Source organism: Streptomyces sp. NPDC043176 (assembly GCF_056436715.1).
The window spans coordinates 328831-342862 of record NZ_JBWKCA010000007.1; the positions used below are offsets into that span (position 1 = coordinate 328831).

Below are 14032 nucleotides of genomic sequence, written 5' to 3' on the forward strand. Positions count from 1 at the left end.
CGCTCGACGAGGCATTCGGTGCCCACCGGCGCACGGTCCTCGCCCCTCATGTCCGCTCACCCGAGGTGACCGGGCGCCGCACCCGCTGGAAGGGAAGGGAAAGACGCATGCTGCACCAGGAAAAAGTTCAGGCCGCGTTGCGAAAAGCAACGATGGAGGGCGTCGTGGGAGAGAGTCACCCGGTCGCCGGCTTCATCGACATTCAGGGCGTACGCGACAGCGTCACCGCACTCCATGACGCTTTCGCCCACGTGCCGGACGTCCTGCACGCCTTCGCCGTCAAGGCATGTCCGCTCGTTCCGGTCCTGCGGCTGTTGGCAGACGCCGGAATGGGCTGCGAAGTGGCCAGCCCCGGCGAGACCCGCCTGGCACTGGCCGCGGGATTCACCCCCGAGCGCGTCGTCCTCGACTCGCCGGCCAAGACCCGAGCAGAGATCCGAGAGGCGCTCACCCTGGGAATCGCGCTGAACGCGGACAATCTCGACGAGCTCGATCGCATCGACGCCCTGCGTCCCCACCCTTCCCGATCCGTCATCGGCCTGCGCGTCAACCCGCAGGTCGGGGTCGGCACCATCGCGGCCATGAGCACGGCGACACCCCACTCCAAGTTCGGGGTCGCCCTGGACGACCCCGGGGCCCGTGCACGCGTGCTCGAAGCCTTCCTGCGGCGCCCTTGGCTCACCCGCCTCCACGCCCACGTCGGCTCGCAGGGTTGCCCCCTCCCACTGATCGCGAGGGGACTCGCCGCGCTGCACCGACTCGCGGAGGACATCAACGAGTACGTCGGCAGACGCCAGGTCACCAGCCTCGACCTGGGCGGAGGACTGCCGGTCAACTTCTCCGACGACACGACCAAGCCGACGTTCAAGGACTACGTCCACGTCCTCACCGATGTCGAACCGGCCCTGCTCGACGGCCGCTACCAGCTGGTCACCGAATTCGGCCGGTCGCTGCTCGCCAAGAACGGCTTCACCGCGGCGGTGGTCGAGTACGTCAAGACCTCGGGCGGCCGGCGGATCGCGCTCACCCACGCCGGAGCGCAGGTCGCGACCCGTACGGTGTTCATGCCTGACGCCTGGCCCGTCCGGATCACCGGTCACGCCTCGGACGGCATGCTCAAGACGACTCCCGCGGTGCCCCAGGACGTCGCCGGGCCCCTCTGCTTCGCGGGGGACGTGGTGGCGCACGAGCGCCTGCTGCCCGAACTCTCGGAAGGCGACCTCGTGGTGTTGCACGACACCGGGGCCTACTACTTCTCCGCGCCGTGGGCGTACAACAGCCTGCCGCGACCGGGGGTGTACGGAGTCCTCCACCAAGCCGGGGACACCGTGCTCATTCCGGTGCGCACGCCCCAGCCGGTGGACGAACTGGTGGAAGAGAGCGGTGGGTGTCATGCCGAAGCATTGCTGGGGCTGTGACCGCATAGGTCCACCGGCTCGGGCGCGGATGGGGCCCGGCCCAGGAGCACGGTCAGGCCCACTCGGCCCGGTCTCACCTTCGCGGGAGCGCGGGCGCGTCAGGCAAGACCGGCGTCGCGGGCCAGGAGCGCGGCCTGCACCCGGTTGGTGACGTCCAGAGCGGTGAGGATGCGGCTGACGTGGGCTTTGACCGTGCTTTCGCGCATGCCCAGGGAGGCGGCGATGTCGGCGTTGGTGTCCCCCTGTGCGAGCAGGGCCAGGACGTCGCATTCGCGGGGCGTGAGCTGGTCGAGCCGGGCGCGGGCGTTGGCGGCTTGTGGCAGCCCGGACCGGTGGTAGCGGTCGATGAGACGGCGGGCGGCGGCGGGGTGGAGCATCGCGGAGCCGGTGGCGACCAGATGGACGGCGCGCAGGATCTCGGCCGGGTCCGTGTCTTTGAGCAGGAAACCGTCGGCTCCGGCGGTCAGGGCGTCGTAGACGTATTCGTCGAGGTCGAAGGTGGTCAGGGTGATGACCTTCGGCGGATGGGGCAGGGCGCGCAGGTGGGCGATGGCCGTGATGCCGTCCATGCGGGGCATCCGGACGTCGACCAAGGCCACGTCGACGCGGTGCGCGGTGGCCTGTTCGACCGCCTGCAGGCCGTCGGAGGCCTGAGCGACGACGCTGATGTTCTCGTCGCCTTCCAGGAGGTCTGCCAGGCCGAGGCGGACCAAGGCGTCGTCGTCGACGATCATCACGCGGGTCATGGGCGGGAGCCGTTCTGTGTGGGGGGCGCGGGCCGGGGGATGCGGGCGGCGAGCCGCCAGGATCCGGCTCCGTGAGGCCCTGCGTGCAGGTGCCCGCCGAGGGCGTGGACGCGCTCGGCCAGGCCCACCAGTCCGAAACCGGACGGGGCGGTGTGCTCGGCCGGTTCACCGGCGGTGTTGATGATTTCCACTACGGTGGCGGGCGCTCCGTACTCCAGACGAATCCGCACCGGTGCGCCGGCTGCGTGCTTGCGGGCGTTGGTCAGGCCTTCCTGGACGAGACGGTAGAGAGCCAGGCGGTGCGCGGCCGGTGCCTGTTCGGCTTGGCCGCTGACCTCGAGTTCGACCTGTTGGCCGGCTTCTCGCGCCTGCTCGACGAGCTCGTAGACGTCACGCAGGACGGGAGCGGGAGGAGCGGCGCCGGTGGTGGGGCCGCGCTCGTGCAGGGCCCCCAGAACGTCGCGCAGGTCCGCCAGGGCTTCGGTGGAAGCGGTGCGCAGCAGCCTGAGGCGTTCGGCGACCGGGGCGGGCAGCGCCGAGGCACGGGTGGACAGGACTCCGGTGTGCAGGGCGATGAGACTGAGGCGGTGGGCGAGCACGTCGTGCATCTCGGCGGCGATGCGGGAACGTTCCGCGGCCCGTGCCGTCTCCTCTCGGAGTTCTCGCTCGACGCGCAGATGCTCGACCTGGGCGTTCAGCGCCGTGACCAGACGGCGGCGGTTGCCCATCCAGAGCCCGCCCACCACGGCCAGAAGCATGAAAAGGACAGGGCCGTACTGCTGCGGGCGCCACAAGGAGATCGCCTCCGGAGCCACGGGGGAGGCAGCCAGGACAACGGCACAGCTGCCCACGGCCATCGCGATGCGGCGGCCCGTGGCCAGGTCGAACAGCGCGACGAGGAACAGCGACAGCATCGGCCACCCCCACAGGCTTGTTGCCACCACCGCTACGAGCGGGGCCACGAACCACGGAAGCCTGGGACCTGCCAGCAACGCCGCACCGCTCAGTGCCGCGACCGCGGTGCGCGGCGTCAGGTACTGGCCGTCGGCGGTCACCGCACCGTTGAGGACGGCGGTGGCGGTCGCCAGGACCACCACCCCCTGGCGGGCGTACGTGCTCCATCCGGAAGAGAGCGTCCAGCTTGCTTTCACCCTGGGAATTTTAGAATCGGGTGGGCGGAACGACCTCAGGCCATCGTCCACCTCTATCCCCTACTTTCGTAGGGGCAGGTGATCTCACATTGGCGGATTCCAAGGATCAGTGCGGTTTCTAGCGTGGAGTCCATGGAAAAGTGGGCCTCTTCACACGAACGTGTCATCGCACAGCGCCATGCCGAGGGATGGATGTTTCTCCTCGAGGCCGCTCGCGACATCCGTACCACCGGTGCCATCGCACCCAGCGGCCCCTCCTTGGCCCGTACTCTGACCGACCCTGTGCGCGCCCGGGCGGACCGACCCCTGAACATCCTCGAGGCAGGCGCGGGGACCGGGGCGGTCACCCGCGCGCTGATTCCCCGGCTGTCGCCCGGAAGCCGCCTGGACATCGCCGAGGCCAACCCGCGCTTCACCACCCGACTGCACCATCTCGTGCACACGCACCCCCACCTCGCGGGTCGCGGTCAGCAGGTCCGTGTCCACCCCCGGCGCGTGGAGGACCTGGATGCCGATCGGCGCTACGACGTCATCCTTTCCGGCCTCCCCTTCGCCAACTTCACGCCCCTCCAGGTCGAGACGATCATGGACCGGTACCTCGAGCTGCTGCACCCCGGCGGCACTCTGACCTACTTCGCCTACCTCGGCACCCGCCTGGCCCGCTCCCTGCTCGCGTCCCGGGCGCAGACGCGCCGCCACCAAGCAGTGGAAGAGGTGCTGCGCGGCTACCAGCGCCAGTACGCCACGGGATGCTGGACGGTCTGGGCGAACCTTCCCCCTGCCAGGGTCTGGCAGCTCACGCTTCCGGCGCCTGCGATCCCCAGCTCCCAGCGCACCGCATCCGGAGCCGACCGGTGAACGCTCTGACCACCGCCCTCGGCCACGTCCCGCCGGCAGGAGCGTATGCGATCGTCGTCCTGGCGGTCATGGCCGAGTCGGTCCTGCTCATCGGCGCCTTCGTCCCCACCCTGACCCTGCTTCTCACGGCAGGCGCACTGGCCCGCACAGGGCAGCTCAGCCTTCCGCTGCTGATCGCGACCGCAGCATGCGCGGTGGTTGCGGGTGACTTCCTCGGCCACCGCACGGGCCGCGCGCTCGGCCCCCGCCTGCGTACCGGCCGTCTGGGCCGCCGCTTGCCCGACGCCGCATGGCAGCGCACAGAGTCGCTGATGGCCCGCCGCGGCGGCCAGGCCGTCCTGTTCTCCCGCTTCCTGCCGGTGATCCGCACCCTCGTTCCCCACCTCGCCGGCGCCACACGCGTGCCCTACCACCGCATCGCCCCCTACAGCCTCGCCGCCGCTCCGCTGTGGGCCACCCTCGAAGCGGGCACCGGATACGCAGCCACCGCATCTCTTCAGCACGCCCTCACCCTCGGCGGCCCGGCCCTCGCCGCGGCCGCAGCCGCCCTGGCGGCGATCCTGGGATGGATGAAGCTGCGCCACCGCGGCCGGACCCGCATGCTGTCACCGGCTGGGCGCCGGTAGCAGACCGGGCCTTCTTCCGCTTGACCGAGGGCCTGGAGGCTCTTCGCGATCGGCTGCGGGGGACACCGCGTGATGTTCGCTGTCACACGATGTCGATCAACGGCCCCGCGGCAGGGGAGCCAGGGCGCGCACGCAGGCCGAGCAGCCATGGCGAAGATGACTTTCGGATAGCCAGGGGACTTGAGGTCCCTCGGGCTGGTCCGCTACGCGTTCCATGTCGGCTGTGGGCCTGCCGCAGACGGTCATGTCGCCGGGAGCTCCTGGCAGGTCGGAGGCAGGGAGCGCGGCATGGACCGCAACGGATGCCGTCGTCTCGCCCGAGAGGGCGCCTTCACGGTTTTCCCTACGCAGCTCTCGCAGCACCACAATGGTCATGGGATCACCCTCCCCGCTGCACCTTGATGCTGCATGCCGAGGCCGGGCATCCGGAGGTAAGCGAACCGGTCACGGACTTTCCCATAGGGGCCGCACCTCTCGCCCGTTGCTCGTTGACCGAGCGGTCAAGACATCGGCCCGACGCCTGGGCCGTTCCGTCGGCGTGCGACGAGCGCGTTCCGCCGAGGACGGCTTCGCCCGCGGGATGTCAGCCTCATCGTCGAAGGGGGCCAGTGCCGGTCACGCTACCGGTCGGGACGGCATGGTCGCGTAGCGGAAGCCGTCGGCGCTCCACTCGGCTCCGACGGATTTCAGTCAGCTACGGCCGAGTGCGTCAAGACGTCGAGCGGCAGACGGATCGCGCTGACCCACGCGGGAGCGCAGGTGGCGGCCCGTACCGTGTTCATGCCAGAAGCGTGGCCGGTGCGGGTCACCGCCCACGCCCCGGACGGCACGCCCATGAAGACCCCATCGTCCCGCAGGACATCGCGGGTCCTCTCTGCTCCTCCGGCGACGTGGTGGCACACGAACGCGCGCTGCCCGAACTGTCGGAGGGCGACCTGACGAGCTCGTGCACGGCAAGTAGTGAGGCGTCGAGCCTCGGATGCTTGACCATGGCCGGGTGAGGGGAACCGCGACTCGTGCGGTGATCGTCGTCAATCGCCGGATCACGGGCCTGTCGGCCGATGTGATCGCTGAACTCATCACTGAACTGCGCCCGTTGTGGCATGAGCGTCACCAGGCCAAGCCGGCCTCTCGACCGCGGGGCCACCCACGACGTGCCGGCCTGCTGGTTCGGAGTCGACCGCTCCACCATCACCCGGGCCTTCGTCCTGGTCCGACGTAGCCACTTGTAGGAACAGGTCCGGCTGATGACGTAGTAGCGGCAGGTCAGCGAGACGTTGCCGGTGACTTCCTGAGGGCGGCGCAGGACCGCCGGGCGGTGCTGCGCCGGGCGGTCCTGCTGCTGTCGCAGCGAAGGGGCATGGCAGATCTCCGTCACGGCCGGAGACCCCGAGTGTCGACAACGTCCAGGGACGAGCTCCGCGACGCGGTTCGAGAGCCCGTCCCCCCATGCGCGGCTGCCTCAGCTGCTGAGCAGCACGCGGGCAGCCCGGGCCAGGAAACGGGGGTCGGTCAGGGCCTTCGGCGGCAGCTGCATGTTCACGACCCCCATGTACTGCGTGTTCACGGCGGAATCGAGCACGGACGCCTCGGTGAGCTTGTCGGCGACCCACTTCTGCACGCGGTAGCCGCGGGGGTAGGGACCGGTGACGTGGGGCTGCGCGAGGTCGGCGGCAGTGGAGAGCTGCCATGCTCCGTCCACGACGGCTTCGACGAGGCGGAAGTAGTCCCAGGCCGGATCGCGCAGGTCGGGGTTGGTGCGGAGGTGGGCGCCGAGGGCGTTGGCCGCCAGGGCCGCCAGCGTCAGGCCTTGCCCGTAGACCGGGTTGACGCTGGCCAGAGCGTCTCCCACGACGACCAGGCCGCCGGGGAACCGGTTCAGGCGGGAGTGCACCCGGCGGCGGCTTTCGACGAAGCGGTACGTCTTGACGTCGCCGATCATCTCGCAGACGTCCGCCACCGTCCGGATCGGCGCGACGCAGCGGCGCATCCTGCGGAGGAACTCCTCGGGGTCGGGGCCGGGCCGGTAGTCGGCGTAGCCGGCCAGGACGACCGACCAGCGCTCGCCTTCCACCCCCACCACGGCGCCGGGCTCCGTCACCTTGGGCTGGTAGTCGCTCGCGGGCCCCGGACTGGAGTGAGCGACGACCGTGCTGCCCAGCTCATCACCGCGGCGGAAGGCAGCGGTGGCGTATCCGAGGTCGATCCTCATGCTGTCCACGGGCGCCTTGTCCCAGCCGTCCCGGACAAGCCACTCCTCCAAAGGGCTGTTCCGACCCATCGCGTCGACCACGACCTCTGCGTCGAACGTCTCCCCGGCCCCGTCGCCGCTGTCGGGCGCCGCAGTCGCCACGCCCACCACACGGCTCTCGCGGAACACGAGGCCGGTGGCCTGCGCCTGGCTGAACCGCACGTTCTCAAGAGCGGCGACGCGGCGCCGCAGGTGACTCTCCAGAAACGGCCGGGTGGCGCCGAGCATGCGTGCGCCCACCGCCGGGGCCTTCAGGCGCCCGTCCAGATAGAACTGCACGTCATCGCCCTCGCCGAGGAGGGCGCCACCCTTCACCAGCTCCTCGGTGATCCCGGGGAACCACCTCTCCAGCTGCGTATGCCCCATGGACAGCAGAGCATGGAGCTGATGCCGCTGCGGAGCGTGCCGACCGAACCCGTCCTCCGCTATGTCATCGGACTCCACCACCACGACGTCCTCGGCGTAGTCGCTCAGCACACGGGCAGCGAAAAGCCCTCCGTAGCTTCCGCCCATGACGATGGCCCGCTTCACATGACCCCCCACCTCAGCACAACGGCCGAGTTTCGAAAGCTTGTTGATGGATGCCGTGCTCTGCGCCGGCCGCTCAGGACACTACCGCGCGCCCTTCAGAGGCCCCCGGGAGCCGACGCCACGGGCCCGCAGCTCTCGCAGTGCCGAGGCGACCAGCGGATGGTTCAGGTGGCCGGCGAGGGGCAGCAGGCTGCTCCGCTCGCCAGATGCAGCCGTGTACTCCCCTGGAAGCGCAGCGACCGGGGCGCGTCCGAAACCACCGGCCGCGCCTGCCGCGCACGAGCAGCGTGAACCCGAGCCGCCTGAAGACGAAGGCCGGCATCGCGCAGCACGGCCGCCGTCACGATGGCCTGCCGCAACCGCCGTCCGTCCGGCCCGAGCTCCATCAAGAAGACCTCTCCCTCCTCGAACTCCGGCCAGCGCACGTAGATGCGGTCCCGTCCCACCAGGACCGCGAAGCCGGGCTGACCACGCTGGGCATCCTTCTGCACGCGGAAACCGAACAGCGGATTCGGATCCGGAGCGTCAAGGTGGGACCCCCTCCAAGCCCCACAGCCCGACGCAAGATCCACGGACAAGCTCCGTGCGACAGGGCACTGGTCACAGCTTCAACCGCTTCGGTTTTACTTCGAGTTCCGTGGTGATCGAGCTGGATGCCGGAGCCGTACGGGGTCGGTAAGAGGCCATGGGGGTGCGGTGATCCGACACTCGATCGTCGCGTGCCGTCAGCTGGGTGATGTCGACTGACCCAGTGCCGGTGTGGGGGCGGGGTACGAGTGCCCAGAGAGCGGCCAAGACGGCGGCGGTGGCGAGGAGGGCGACGGGCCCCCGGCCTTCCCTTCCCGCCCAGCGCCGAAGACCTGCGGGCCCTGGCCCTCCAGCTCGACCGGGCCGGCGGCGCGCACACCTGGCACACTTCCGCCGCGTACCAAGACGGCCCCCTCGTCTCCGCGTCTGCCGACAGCCCGCCACCCCCGTCCGAGCTACGCCGGACCGTACGGGCCGACGGCAACGCCGCGTACCAGCGCATCGAACACGACGGCCGCCCGTGGCTGGCACTCGCCATGCCCGTTTCATACGCCGGCAAGCCCGCACCGGCCGACGGTACGAGCAAGCCGTCCGGCCTGACCGTCTGCGCCTCCTTCCCGCTCGACGACGACCAGGCCGACATCGCCGCCCTCCTCACCGCAGCCCAGGTCGGGGTGATCCCCGCGCTCGCCCTCACCCTCCCGCTCGACCCCACTCCGCCGGAATCCCGATGACCCCCCGTGTCCGTGCCCGTGCCTGTACCCGTGCCCTGGCAGGGGCCATCGCGGCAGCACTCCCCATCCTGACCACCGTCGGCTGTGGCATCACGCCCACCGACCCCACCCCTGCCGGAGCGCCCGCCTCCGGCATCCAGCGCCCCGGCACCGAGGCACGCACCGTCCAGCTCTACTTCGCCGGCCCGTACGGCCTGCGTGCGGTCGACCGCCCCACCGACCGCCCGCTCAGCCCCCAACAGGCCCTCGACCTCCTCCTGGAAGGCCCCACCCCGGCCGGGCGTGAACGCGGCCTGATCACCCAGGTCCCGCCCATGGCCGGCCAGCTCACCGCCACCACCACCGAAGGCGCCGTCGACCTCTACATCCCCCGCTCCGTCAGCAGTGGCGACCTCGACGTCACCGCCGTCGCCCAGCTGGCCTGCACCGCTGCCCACGCCCACATCCCCGGCAATCGCCCCGCCACCCGGGTCGACATCCGCATCCACGGGAACCTCACCCCCTCCCCGACGCCCTGGACCGTCCGCTGCGGCCCCAACGGAGTCGTGACGCCCGTCACCGGCGCCGAACCCACTCCCTGACCAGCCTCAGCCGCCATCGGCTCCGCATGGAAGCCGAGTTGACCGGTTGACCGCTAGGGGATGCCGCCGGCGCAAGACCGACCGCTACGCCCTCGCCCTGAGACAGCTGAAGAGCCGCGGGTCAGCGAGCACGGCCTCTGCCGCGAGCGACGAGACCCCACAGTGAGCCCAAGCCATGCACGCCGGCTCCGTGGTCGCACCCGCCGGCTCTACCCGGTGACGCGGATCCGCAGCTTGTACGGGGCGCCGGTGCTGATGGCCTGGGCCTGCTCGGTGAGGTCGGCGGCGGTGAAACCGAGGAGCGACCGGTCGGCGATGGTGGAGTTGAGGAGCGCTCTGCCGGCGGCCGCGCGGAGTGGCGGCACGATCTCGGCGAGGGGACGGCCGAGGTTTGCGGCCTCATCGCTCCACCCCGGCCGGCGCGGGTCTTGAGGCCGCCGCGCGACCCGGACGCGCCAGGGCTCGACGAAGGCGGCGACGGCGCTGAAGGCTGACCGCGACCGCGCGGGAGCATGATGACCGCGGTGTCCCGTCGGCGGTGAGCGGGTCAGGCCGTGTCGTCCAGCAGGCCGGAGAGACGGTCGAGCACGTGGGGCCAGCCTTTGCCCATGCCTTCGTACGCCTGCCGGCCCATGGGGGAGTCGAGGTCGAAGCCGGCATGGGTGAGGACGAGGCGGGTTCCTCCGGGTTCCGGGCGGAGCGTCCAGGTGAGCGTGGTGTCGAGGGTGCCTTCGGCGAAGCGGTAGGCGAGCAGTTGCTCGTCCTCCACGGCGGTGACCTCGCAGGGCTGACTGCCGAAGGCGCCCATGTCGAGCATGAAGCGGTGGCCGACGACGGCCCTGACGTCCCCGGCGGCCCACCAGCGGGCGTGCAGACCGGGGTCGGTCAGGGCGCGCCAGACCGCCGCAGGGGGGTGGGGCAGGAACTTCTCGCAGGTGATCGTGGTGCGGTCGGTCATGAGTCGCCTTCCTCGTCCAGGAGATCGGACAGCGCGTCCAAGCGCTGATTCCAGTAGTGCTCGAAGGGATGCAGCCACTGGCTCACCTCGGCCAGCCGGCCCGGCTGGAGGTGGTAGAAGCGGTGCCGGCCCCGCGGCTCCTCACGCACCAGCCCGGCGGTGCGGAGCACCGCGAGGTGTTCGGAGACCGCGGGTCTGCCGAGATCGAACATCCCGGCCAGCTCCCCGGTGGAGCGGGGTCCCTCCCGCAGGCTTTCGAGCAGTCTGCGGCGTACCGGGTTGGCCAGCACGCCGAACACGTCTGTGGGCATGACCCCACAATACGTCGGAGAAATCCGACGCGTCAAAAATATCCGACGCGTAGTCGGGGCGCCCACGAGGCGGAGCTGACCGACTGACCGGGCCGGAGCTCCTGCTGTCCGGGCCTCTCGATAGGCTTTGGCAGTGCGCACGGTCGAGCTTTTGTTGGACGAGGCGGCGGACCTGGCGGTTCGGGAGGCCTGGCGGCGACTCGCGGACGCGGGGCTGCCCAGCCAGGCGCACCACCGCTCACCGACCAACAGCCCGCATCTGACTCTGGCGTCCTGCCCGGAGCTGACCGCCTCGATTCGGTGGGAGCTCGCCGAGGTGGCCGCCGTCCTGCCGTTGCCGGTGCGGTTCACCGGGGTGGTCCGTTTCGAGCGGCCCGCCTCGGTGCTGGCCTGGGGGCTGGAGCTGGACTCCGCGCTGACCGGTTTGCACCGCCGGGTGTGGGAGGCGGTGGTCTCGGACAGTCCGTCCGAGACCCTCAATCCGTTGCATGAACCCGGGCGTTGGAGCCCGCACATCACCCTCGGTCGCACCCGGCGGGCGGGTGCCTTCGCCGGTCGGCGCGTCCTCGACCTGCTGCCGCCGCCGCCCTCGGCCCGGCTCGTCAGCCTGCGCAGCTACGACACCGAGACCGGTGCCATTGAGGTGGTGGAGGCCCGCCCCTGAGACGACCCCGACGCCGACCGGCCGGCGCCCCTTCGTCGAAGTCGAAGGCGAAGAAGGAGGACCCGGGCAAGCAGCGACGGCGGCTTCAGGACGCGGACGCCGCCCGTTAGCCGTCGGGCAGCTGCGTCTGCCCCAGCCCCGGCCCCAGCCCCGGCCCCAGCCCCGGCCCCGGCCCCGGCCCCGGCCCCGGCCCCGGCCCCGGCCCAGCCCCGGCCCCGGCCCCGGCCCGGCAGAACCGGATCCGCGACATCGGCGCACGCTGTGATGCGCGCTCTGCCTCTCCTTCGGCACCCCACCGCCTCGCTGGGGTGACAGGACCGGGCCTCGCCCACCGAATGGAGCACATGAGGGGCCCGCGGCTGAAGGCCAGTCGTCCGAACAACTCACCAGCAGTCGGCGGCGGACCATCATCCCGTCCGTTCCGACCATGAACAACACGGTCTGACCGCGTGCCCCGCCGCACCACACCGCAAATACGGCGGCGGGCCCGGTGACGATCAGGACGGGCCGGGCGGTGACCTGCTGGTGGAGGCCGAGGATCGTCAGCGTACGGATCCGGGCGGCGAGGGTATGAAAGGCGGGACGGGGGTGCGCGCCGTCCGACGAGACGTCAACTTCCCTCCGTCAGATCCCGGTCGAGGACGCCAATGAGCCGTGCTCCCGCGCGGTCGGTCCCGCGGCGCCCTTGCTTCGCGTCCGCCGAGGCCCTCTCCAGCCGCAGCCGTGCTGTACGTCCACGCAGTGTCAGCGTCATCAACTGGTTGCCGAACCACGGCCCGCCGGTGCGTTCCCAGCGGACCGCCGGTCGCGCGATCCGTCCGTGGCGGGCGAGGAGGTGCCCGATCCCCTTGGCGAGCCGGCTCCAGCCGAAACGGAACCCGGCCCGCATGGCCGCGGGCACCGAGTTGTGCAGCGGTGAGCAGGTGAACTGGAAGACGCGGGAGCGCGGCGGCTGCCCGGTGGTCCAGACGGGCTCCGCCACATAGGCGTGGTGGACGTCCCCGGAAAGCACGCACACCGTCGCCGGGGCGGTGTCGGCCCTTCCCACCTCGGCGACCGTCTCCGTCAGTCTTTCGAACGACGAGGTGAACGCCGCCCAGTGCTCCAGGTCCGCCCGCCGACGCAGCCACTCGCCGAGGCGCGCCCAGCGCGGGCCGCGTTCGCCCCGGCAGAGCGCCGCGTGCCAGCTCTCCGCGAAGTGGACCATCGGAGGCAGCAGCCACGGGAGTGAGGTCCCGACCAGCAGGTGGTCGACGCCGCCGAGCTCGTCGAAGGCCTGTGTCCGCAGCCAGGCCGCTTCCTGAGCGTCCAGCATCGTCCTGCGCTGCTCCTCCAGCACCCGCGCGGCCCGGGTGTCGACCATCAGCAGCCGGGTGCGACCGAAGTCCCTGCGGTAGCTCCAGCGCGCCGACGCCGGGTCGGCGTCGGCGCGTTCGGCGAACGCGCGCAGCACTTCTGTGGCGTCGTCGGCCGCCAGGACCGCCGCGTACAGCTCGTCCTCGGCGAGCTCGGCGGGGGAGAGGTTCCCGAGGTGCTGGTAGACCCAGTACGACATCAGGCCGCCGGTGATCCGCTCGTGCCACCAGGGCGTCGCCCGCATCTCGGCCACCCAGGCGGCGCTGGTGTTCCAGTCGTCGATGACGTCGTGGTCGTCGAAGATCATGCAGCTGGGCACGGTCGAGAGCAGCCAGCGCAGTTCGGGGTCGCCCCAGGACTCGTCGTAAAGGTGGGTGTACTCCTCGTAGTCGGCGACCTGGTCCGGCGGGGCGGCGGAGCCGGTGCCGGCGGCCCGCCGGTGCCGGGCGATCCAGGCGCGGGTGTCGGCGGACGTCTCGTCCGCGTACACCTGGTCTCCGAGGAGGAGCAGAACGTCCGGACGCTCGGCCTTCGGGTCGGCGGCGAGCCGGGCGGAAAGGGTGTCCAGGGCGTCGGGGCCCACCGGATCGGACTCGCCCACGGCAGGCGCCGCCCACCGGCACGAGCCGAAGGCGACCACCGCGCCCGTCGCCGGGACCGGCGGCGTGTGGATGGTGCTGGGTGGCTGGGACGAGTCCGCGAGGGGCCACACCCGCTCACCGTCGAGCAGCACCTCGTACGCCGTGGCGGACCCAGGAACGAGTCCGGTCACCACCACCAGCGCGTAGTGGTGGTCGGCCACGCGGAACGTCGGAGCCGAACCCCCCGCGCCGTCCGGGCACCGTACCTCCGCCGTGCACGCCCGGTCGGTCTCGACCCACACCGTCGCGCTCGTGCCCGACTCCCAGTCGACGTGCCGCAGGAGCGGTCCCAGCCTCAGACCGGCCATCACGAGTCCCCTTCCTGCGCTCCGCACGGTATGGAGCAGCCGCTCTGTACGGTACTGAACCCGCTGCGGAAACAGTGCCGCTGCGCCGCCCGGACGTCCCGCGCCGGGCCCGACGGACCCGCGAGTAGCGTCGGCTCGCGCCCCGCGTCGGCGAGGACAAGACGGTCAAGATCGACACCGACGTGAAGGGGAACAGGGAGAAGGTCACCGCGACTGTTCTCGCGGCCGTCGCCGAGCGGCTCGGTCCCACACTCCTGCGCCCAGCCCCGAAAACCGGCGAGGGATACGGCTCGTCACCGCCGTCGACCGCGAACCTTCACCGCGACCGCGAGTGCTGCCAGGCCCGCGGCCACCGCCACGGCCCCCGATG

Annotated in this window: 15 protein-coding genes; 7 read left to right on the forward strand and 8 right to left on the reverse strand. The window is 71.2% G+C overall.

The genetic code is table 11. The features are described from left to right. Nucleotides 1-107 precede the first annotated feature (107 nt). Nucleotides 108-1418: a type III PLP-dependent enzyme domain-containing protein gene (locus AC067A_RS14895; RefSeq protein ID WP_478619508.1), complete on the forward strand. Its 1311-nt coding sequence runs from the start codon at nucleotides 108-110 to the stop codon at nucleotides 1416-1418. 98 nt (nucleotides 1419-1516) lie between these two features. Here the strand turns inward: AC067A_RS14895 and AC067A_RS14900 are convergent, their stop codons facing one another. Then, complete coding sequence (locus AC067A_RS14900; protein WP_478619511.1) at nucleotides 1517-2164, reverse strand: response regulator; 648 nt, start codon at nucleotides 2162-2164, stop codon at nucleotides 1517-1519. After that, nucleotides 2161-3315 (reverse strand): sensor histidine kinase, encoded by a 1155-nt coding sequence (locus AC067A_RS14905; protein ID WP_478619514.1) that lies wholly within the window; start codon nucleotides 3313-3315, stop codon nucleotides 2161-2163. The genes AC067A_RS14900 and AC067A_RS14905 overlap by 4 nt, the downstream gene beginning before the upstream one ends. A gap of 132 nt (nucleotides 3316-3447) precedes the next feature. Between AC067A_RS14905 and AC067A_RS14910 the strand changes: the two genes are divergently transcribed. The 3 genes from AC067A_RS14910 (at nucleotide 3448) to AC067A_RS14920 (ending at nucleotide 5800) form a co-directional block, all read left to right on the forward strand. Next, entirely contained in the window at nucleotides 3448-4173 is a 726-nt protein-coding gene (locus tag AC067A_RS14910) for a class I SAM-dependent methyltransferase (RefSeq protein WP_478619516.1), read from the forward strand. Next, entirely contained in the window at nucleotides 4170-4799 is a 630-nt protein-coding gene (locus tag AC067A_RS14915) for a DedA family protein (protein WP_478619519.1), read from the forward strand. Before AC067A_RS14910 ends, AC067A_RS14915 begins: the two co-directional genes overlap by 4 nt. A gap of 401 nt (nucleotides 4800-5200) precedes the next feature. After that, nucleotides 5201-5800 carry a hypothetical protein gene (locus tag AC067A_RS14920; protein WP_478619521.1) on the forward strand — a complete coding sequence of 200 codons (600 nt, stop codon included), beginning with the start codon at nucleotides 5201-5203 and terminating at the stop codon, nucleotides 5798-5800. A gap of 461 nt (nucleotides 5801-6261) precedes the next feature. On the opposite strand, the gene AC067A_RS14925 is transcribed toward AC067A_RS14920, so the two are convergent. Both AC067A_RS14925 and AC067A_RS14930 read right to left on the reverse strand, forming a co-directional pair. Next, entirely contained in the window at nucleotides 6262-7563 is a 1302-nt protein-coding gene (locus AC067A_RS14925; protein WP_478619634.1) for an FAD-dependent monooxygenase, read from the reverse strand. Between the two features lie 182 nt (nucleotides 7564-7745). Then, nucleotides 7746-8072 (reverse strand): hypothetical protein, encoded by a 327-nt coding sequence (locus tag AC067A_RS14930; RefSeq protein WP_478619524.1) that lies wholly within the window; start codon nucleotides 8070-8072, stop codon nucleotides 7746-7748. 573 nt (nucleotides 8073-8645) lie between these two features. On the opposite strand from AC067A_RS14930, the gene AC067A_RS14935 reads away from it, so the two are divergent. Together AC067A_RS14935 and AC067A_RS14940 are read left to right on the forward strand one after the other, a co-directional pair. Continuing rightward, nucleotides 8646-8843, forward strand: coding sequence for a hypothetical protein (locus AC067A_RS14935; protein ID WP_478619527.1), 198 nt, complete (start codon nucleotides 8646-8648; stop codon nucleotides 8841-8843). Next, entirely contained in the window at nucleotides 8840-9424 is a 585-nt protein-coding gene (locus AC067A_RS14940) for a GerMN domain-containing protein (RefSeq protein ID WP_478619530.1), read from the forward strand. Before AC067A_RS14935 ends, AC067A_RS14940 begins: the two co-directional genes overlap by 4 nt. 209 nt (nucleotides 9425-9633) lie before the next feature. On the opposite strand, the gene AC067A_RS14945 is transcribed toward AC067A_RS14940, so the two are convergent. The 3 genes from AC067A_RS14945 to AC067A_RS14955 form a co-directional block, all read right to left on the reverse strand. Then, a complete protein-coding gene (locus AC067A_RS14945; protein WP_478619533.1) occupies nucleotides 9634-9789 on the reverse strand; it encodes a hypothetical protein in 156 nt (51 codons plus the stop codon). Nucleotides 9790-9971: 182 nt separating this feature from the next. Further along, complete coding sequence (locus tag AC067A_RS14950) at nucleotides 9972-10382, reverse strand: SRPBCC family protein (protein WP_478619535.1); 411 nt, start codon at nucleotides 10380-10382, stop codon at nucleotides 9972-9974. Next, nucleotides 10379-10693, reverse strand: a complete 315-nt coding sequence (locus AC067A_RS14955) for an ArsR/SmtB family transcription factor (RefSeq protein ID WP_478619538.1) — start codon at nucleotides 10691-10693, stop codon at nucleotides 10379-10381. Before AC067A_RS14955 ends, AC067A_RS14950 begins: the two co-directional genes overlap by 4 nt. Nucleotides 10694-10826: 133 nt before the next feature. On the opposite strand from AC067A_RS14955, the gene AC067A_RS14960 reads away from it, so the two are divergent. Next, nucleotides 10827-11357, forward strand: a complete 531-nt coding sequence (locus AC067A_RS14960) for a 2'-5' RNA ligase family protein (RefSeq protein ID WP_478619541.1) — start codon at nucleotides 10827-10829, stop codon at nucleotides 11355-11357. 610 nt (nucleotides 11358-11967) lie between these two features. On the opposite strand, the gene AC067A_RS14965 is transcribed toward AC067A_RS14960, so the two are convergent. Beyond that, complete coding sequence (locus tag AC067A_RS14965) at nucleotides 11968-13662, reverse strand: alkaline phosphatase D family protein (protein WP_478619543.1); 1695 nt, start codon at nucleotides 13660-13662, stop codon at nucleotides 11968-11970. Between the last annotated feature and the right edge of the window lie 370 nt (nucleotides 13663-14032).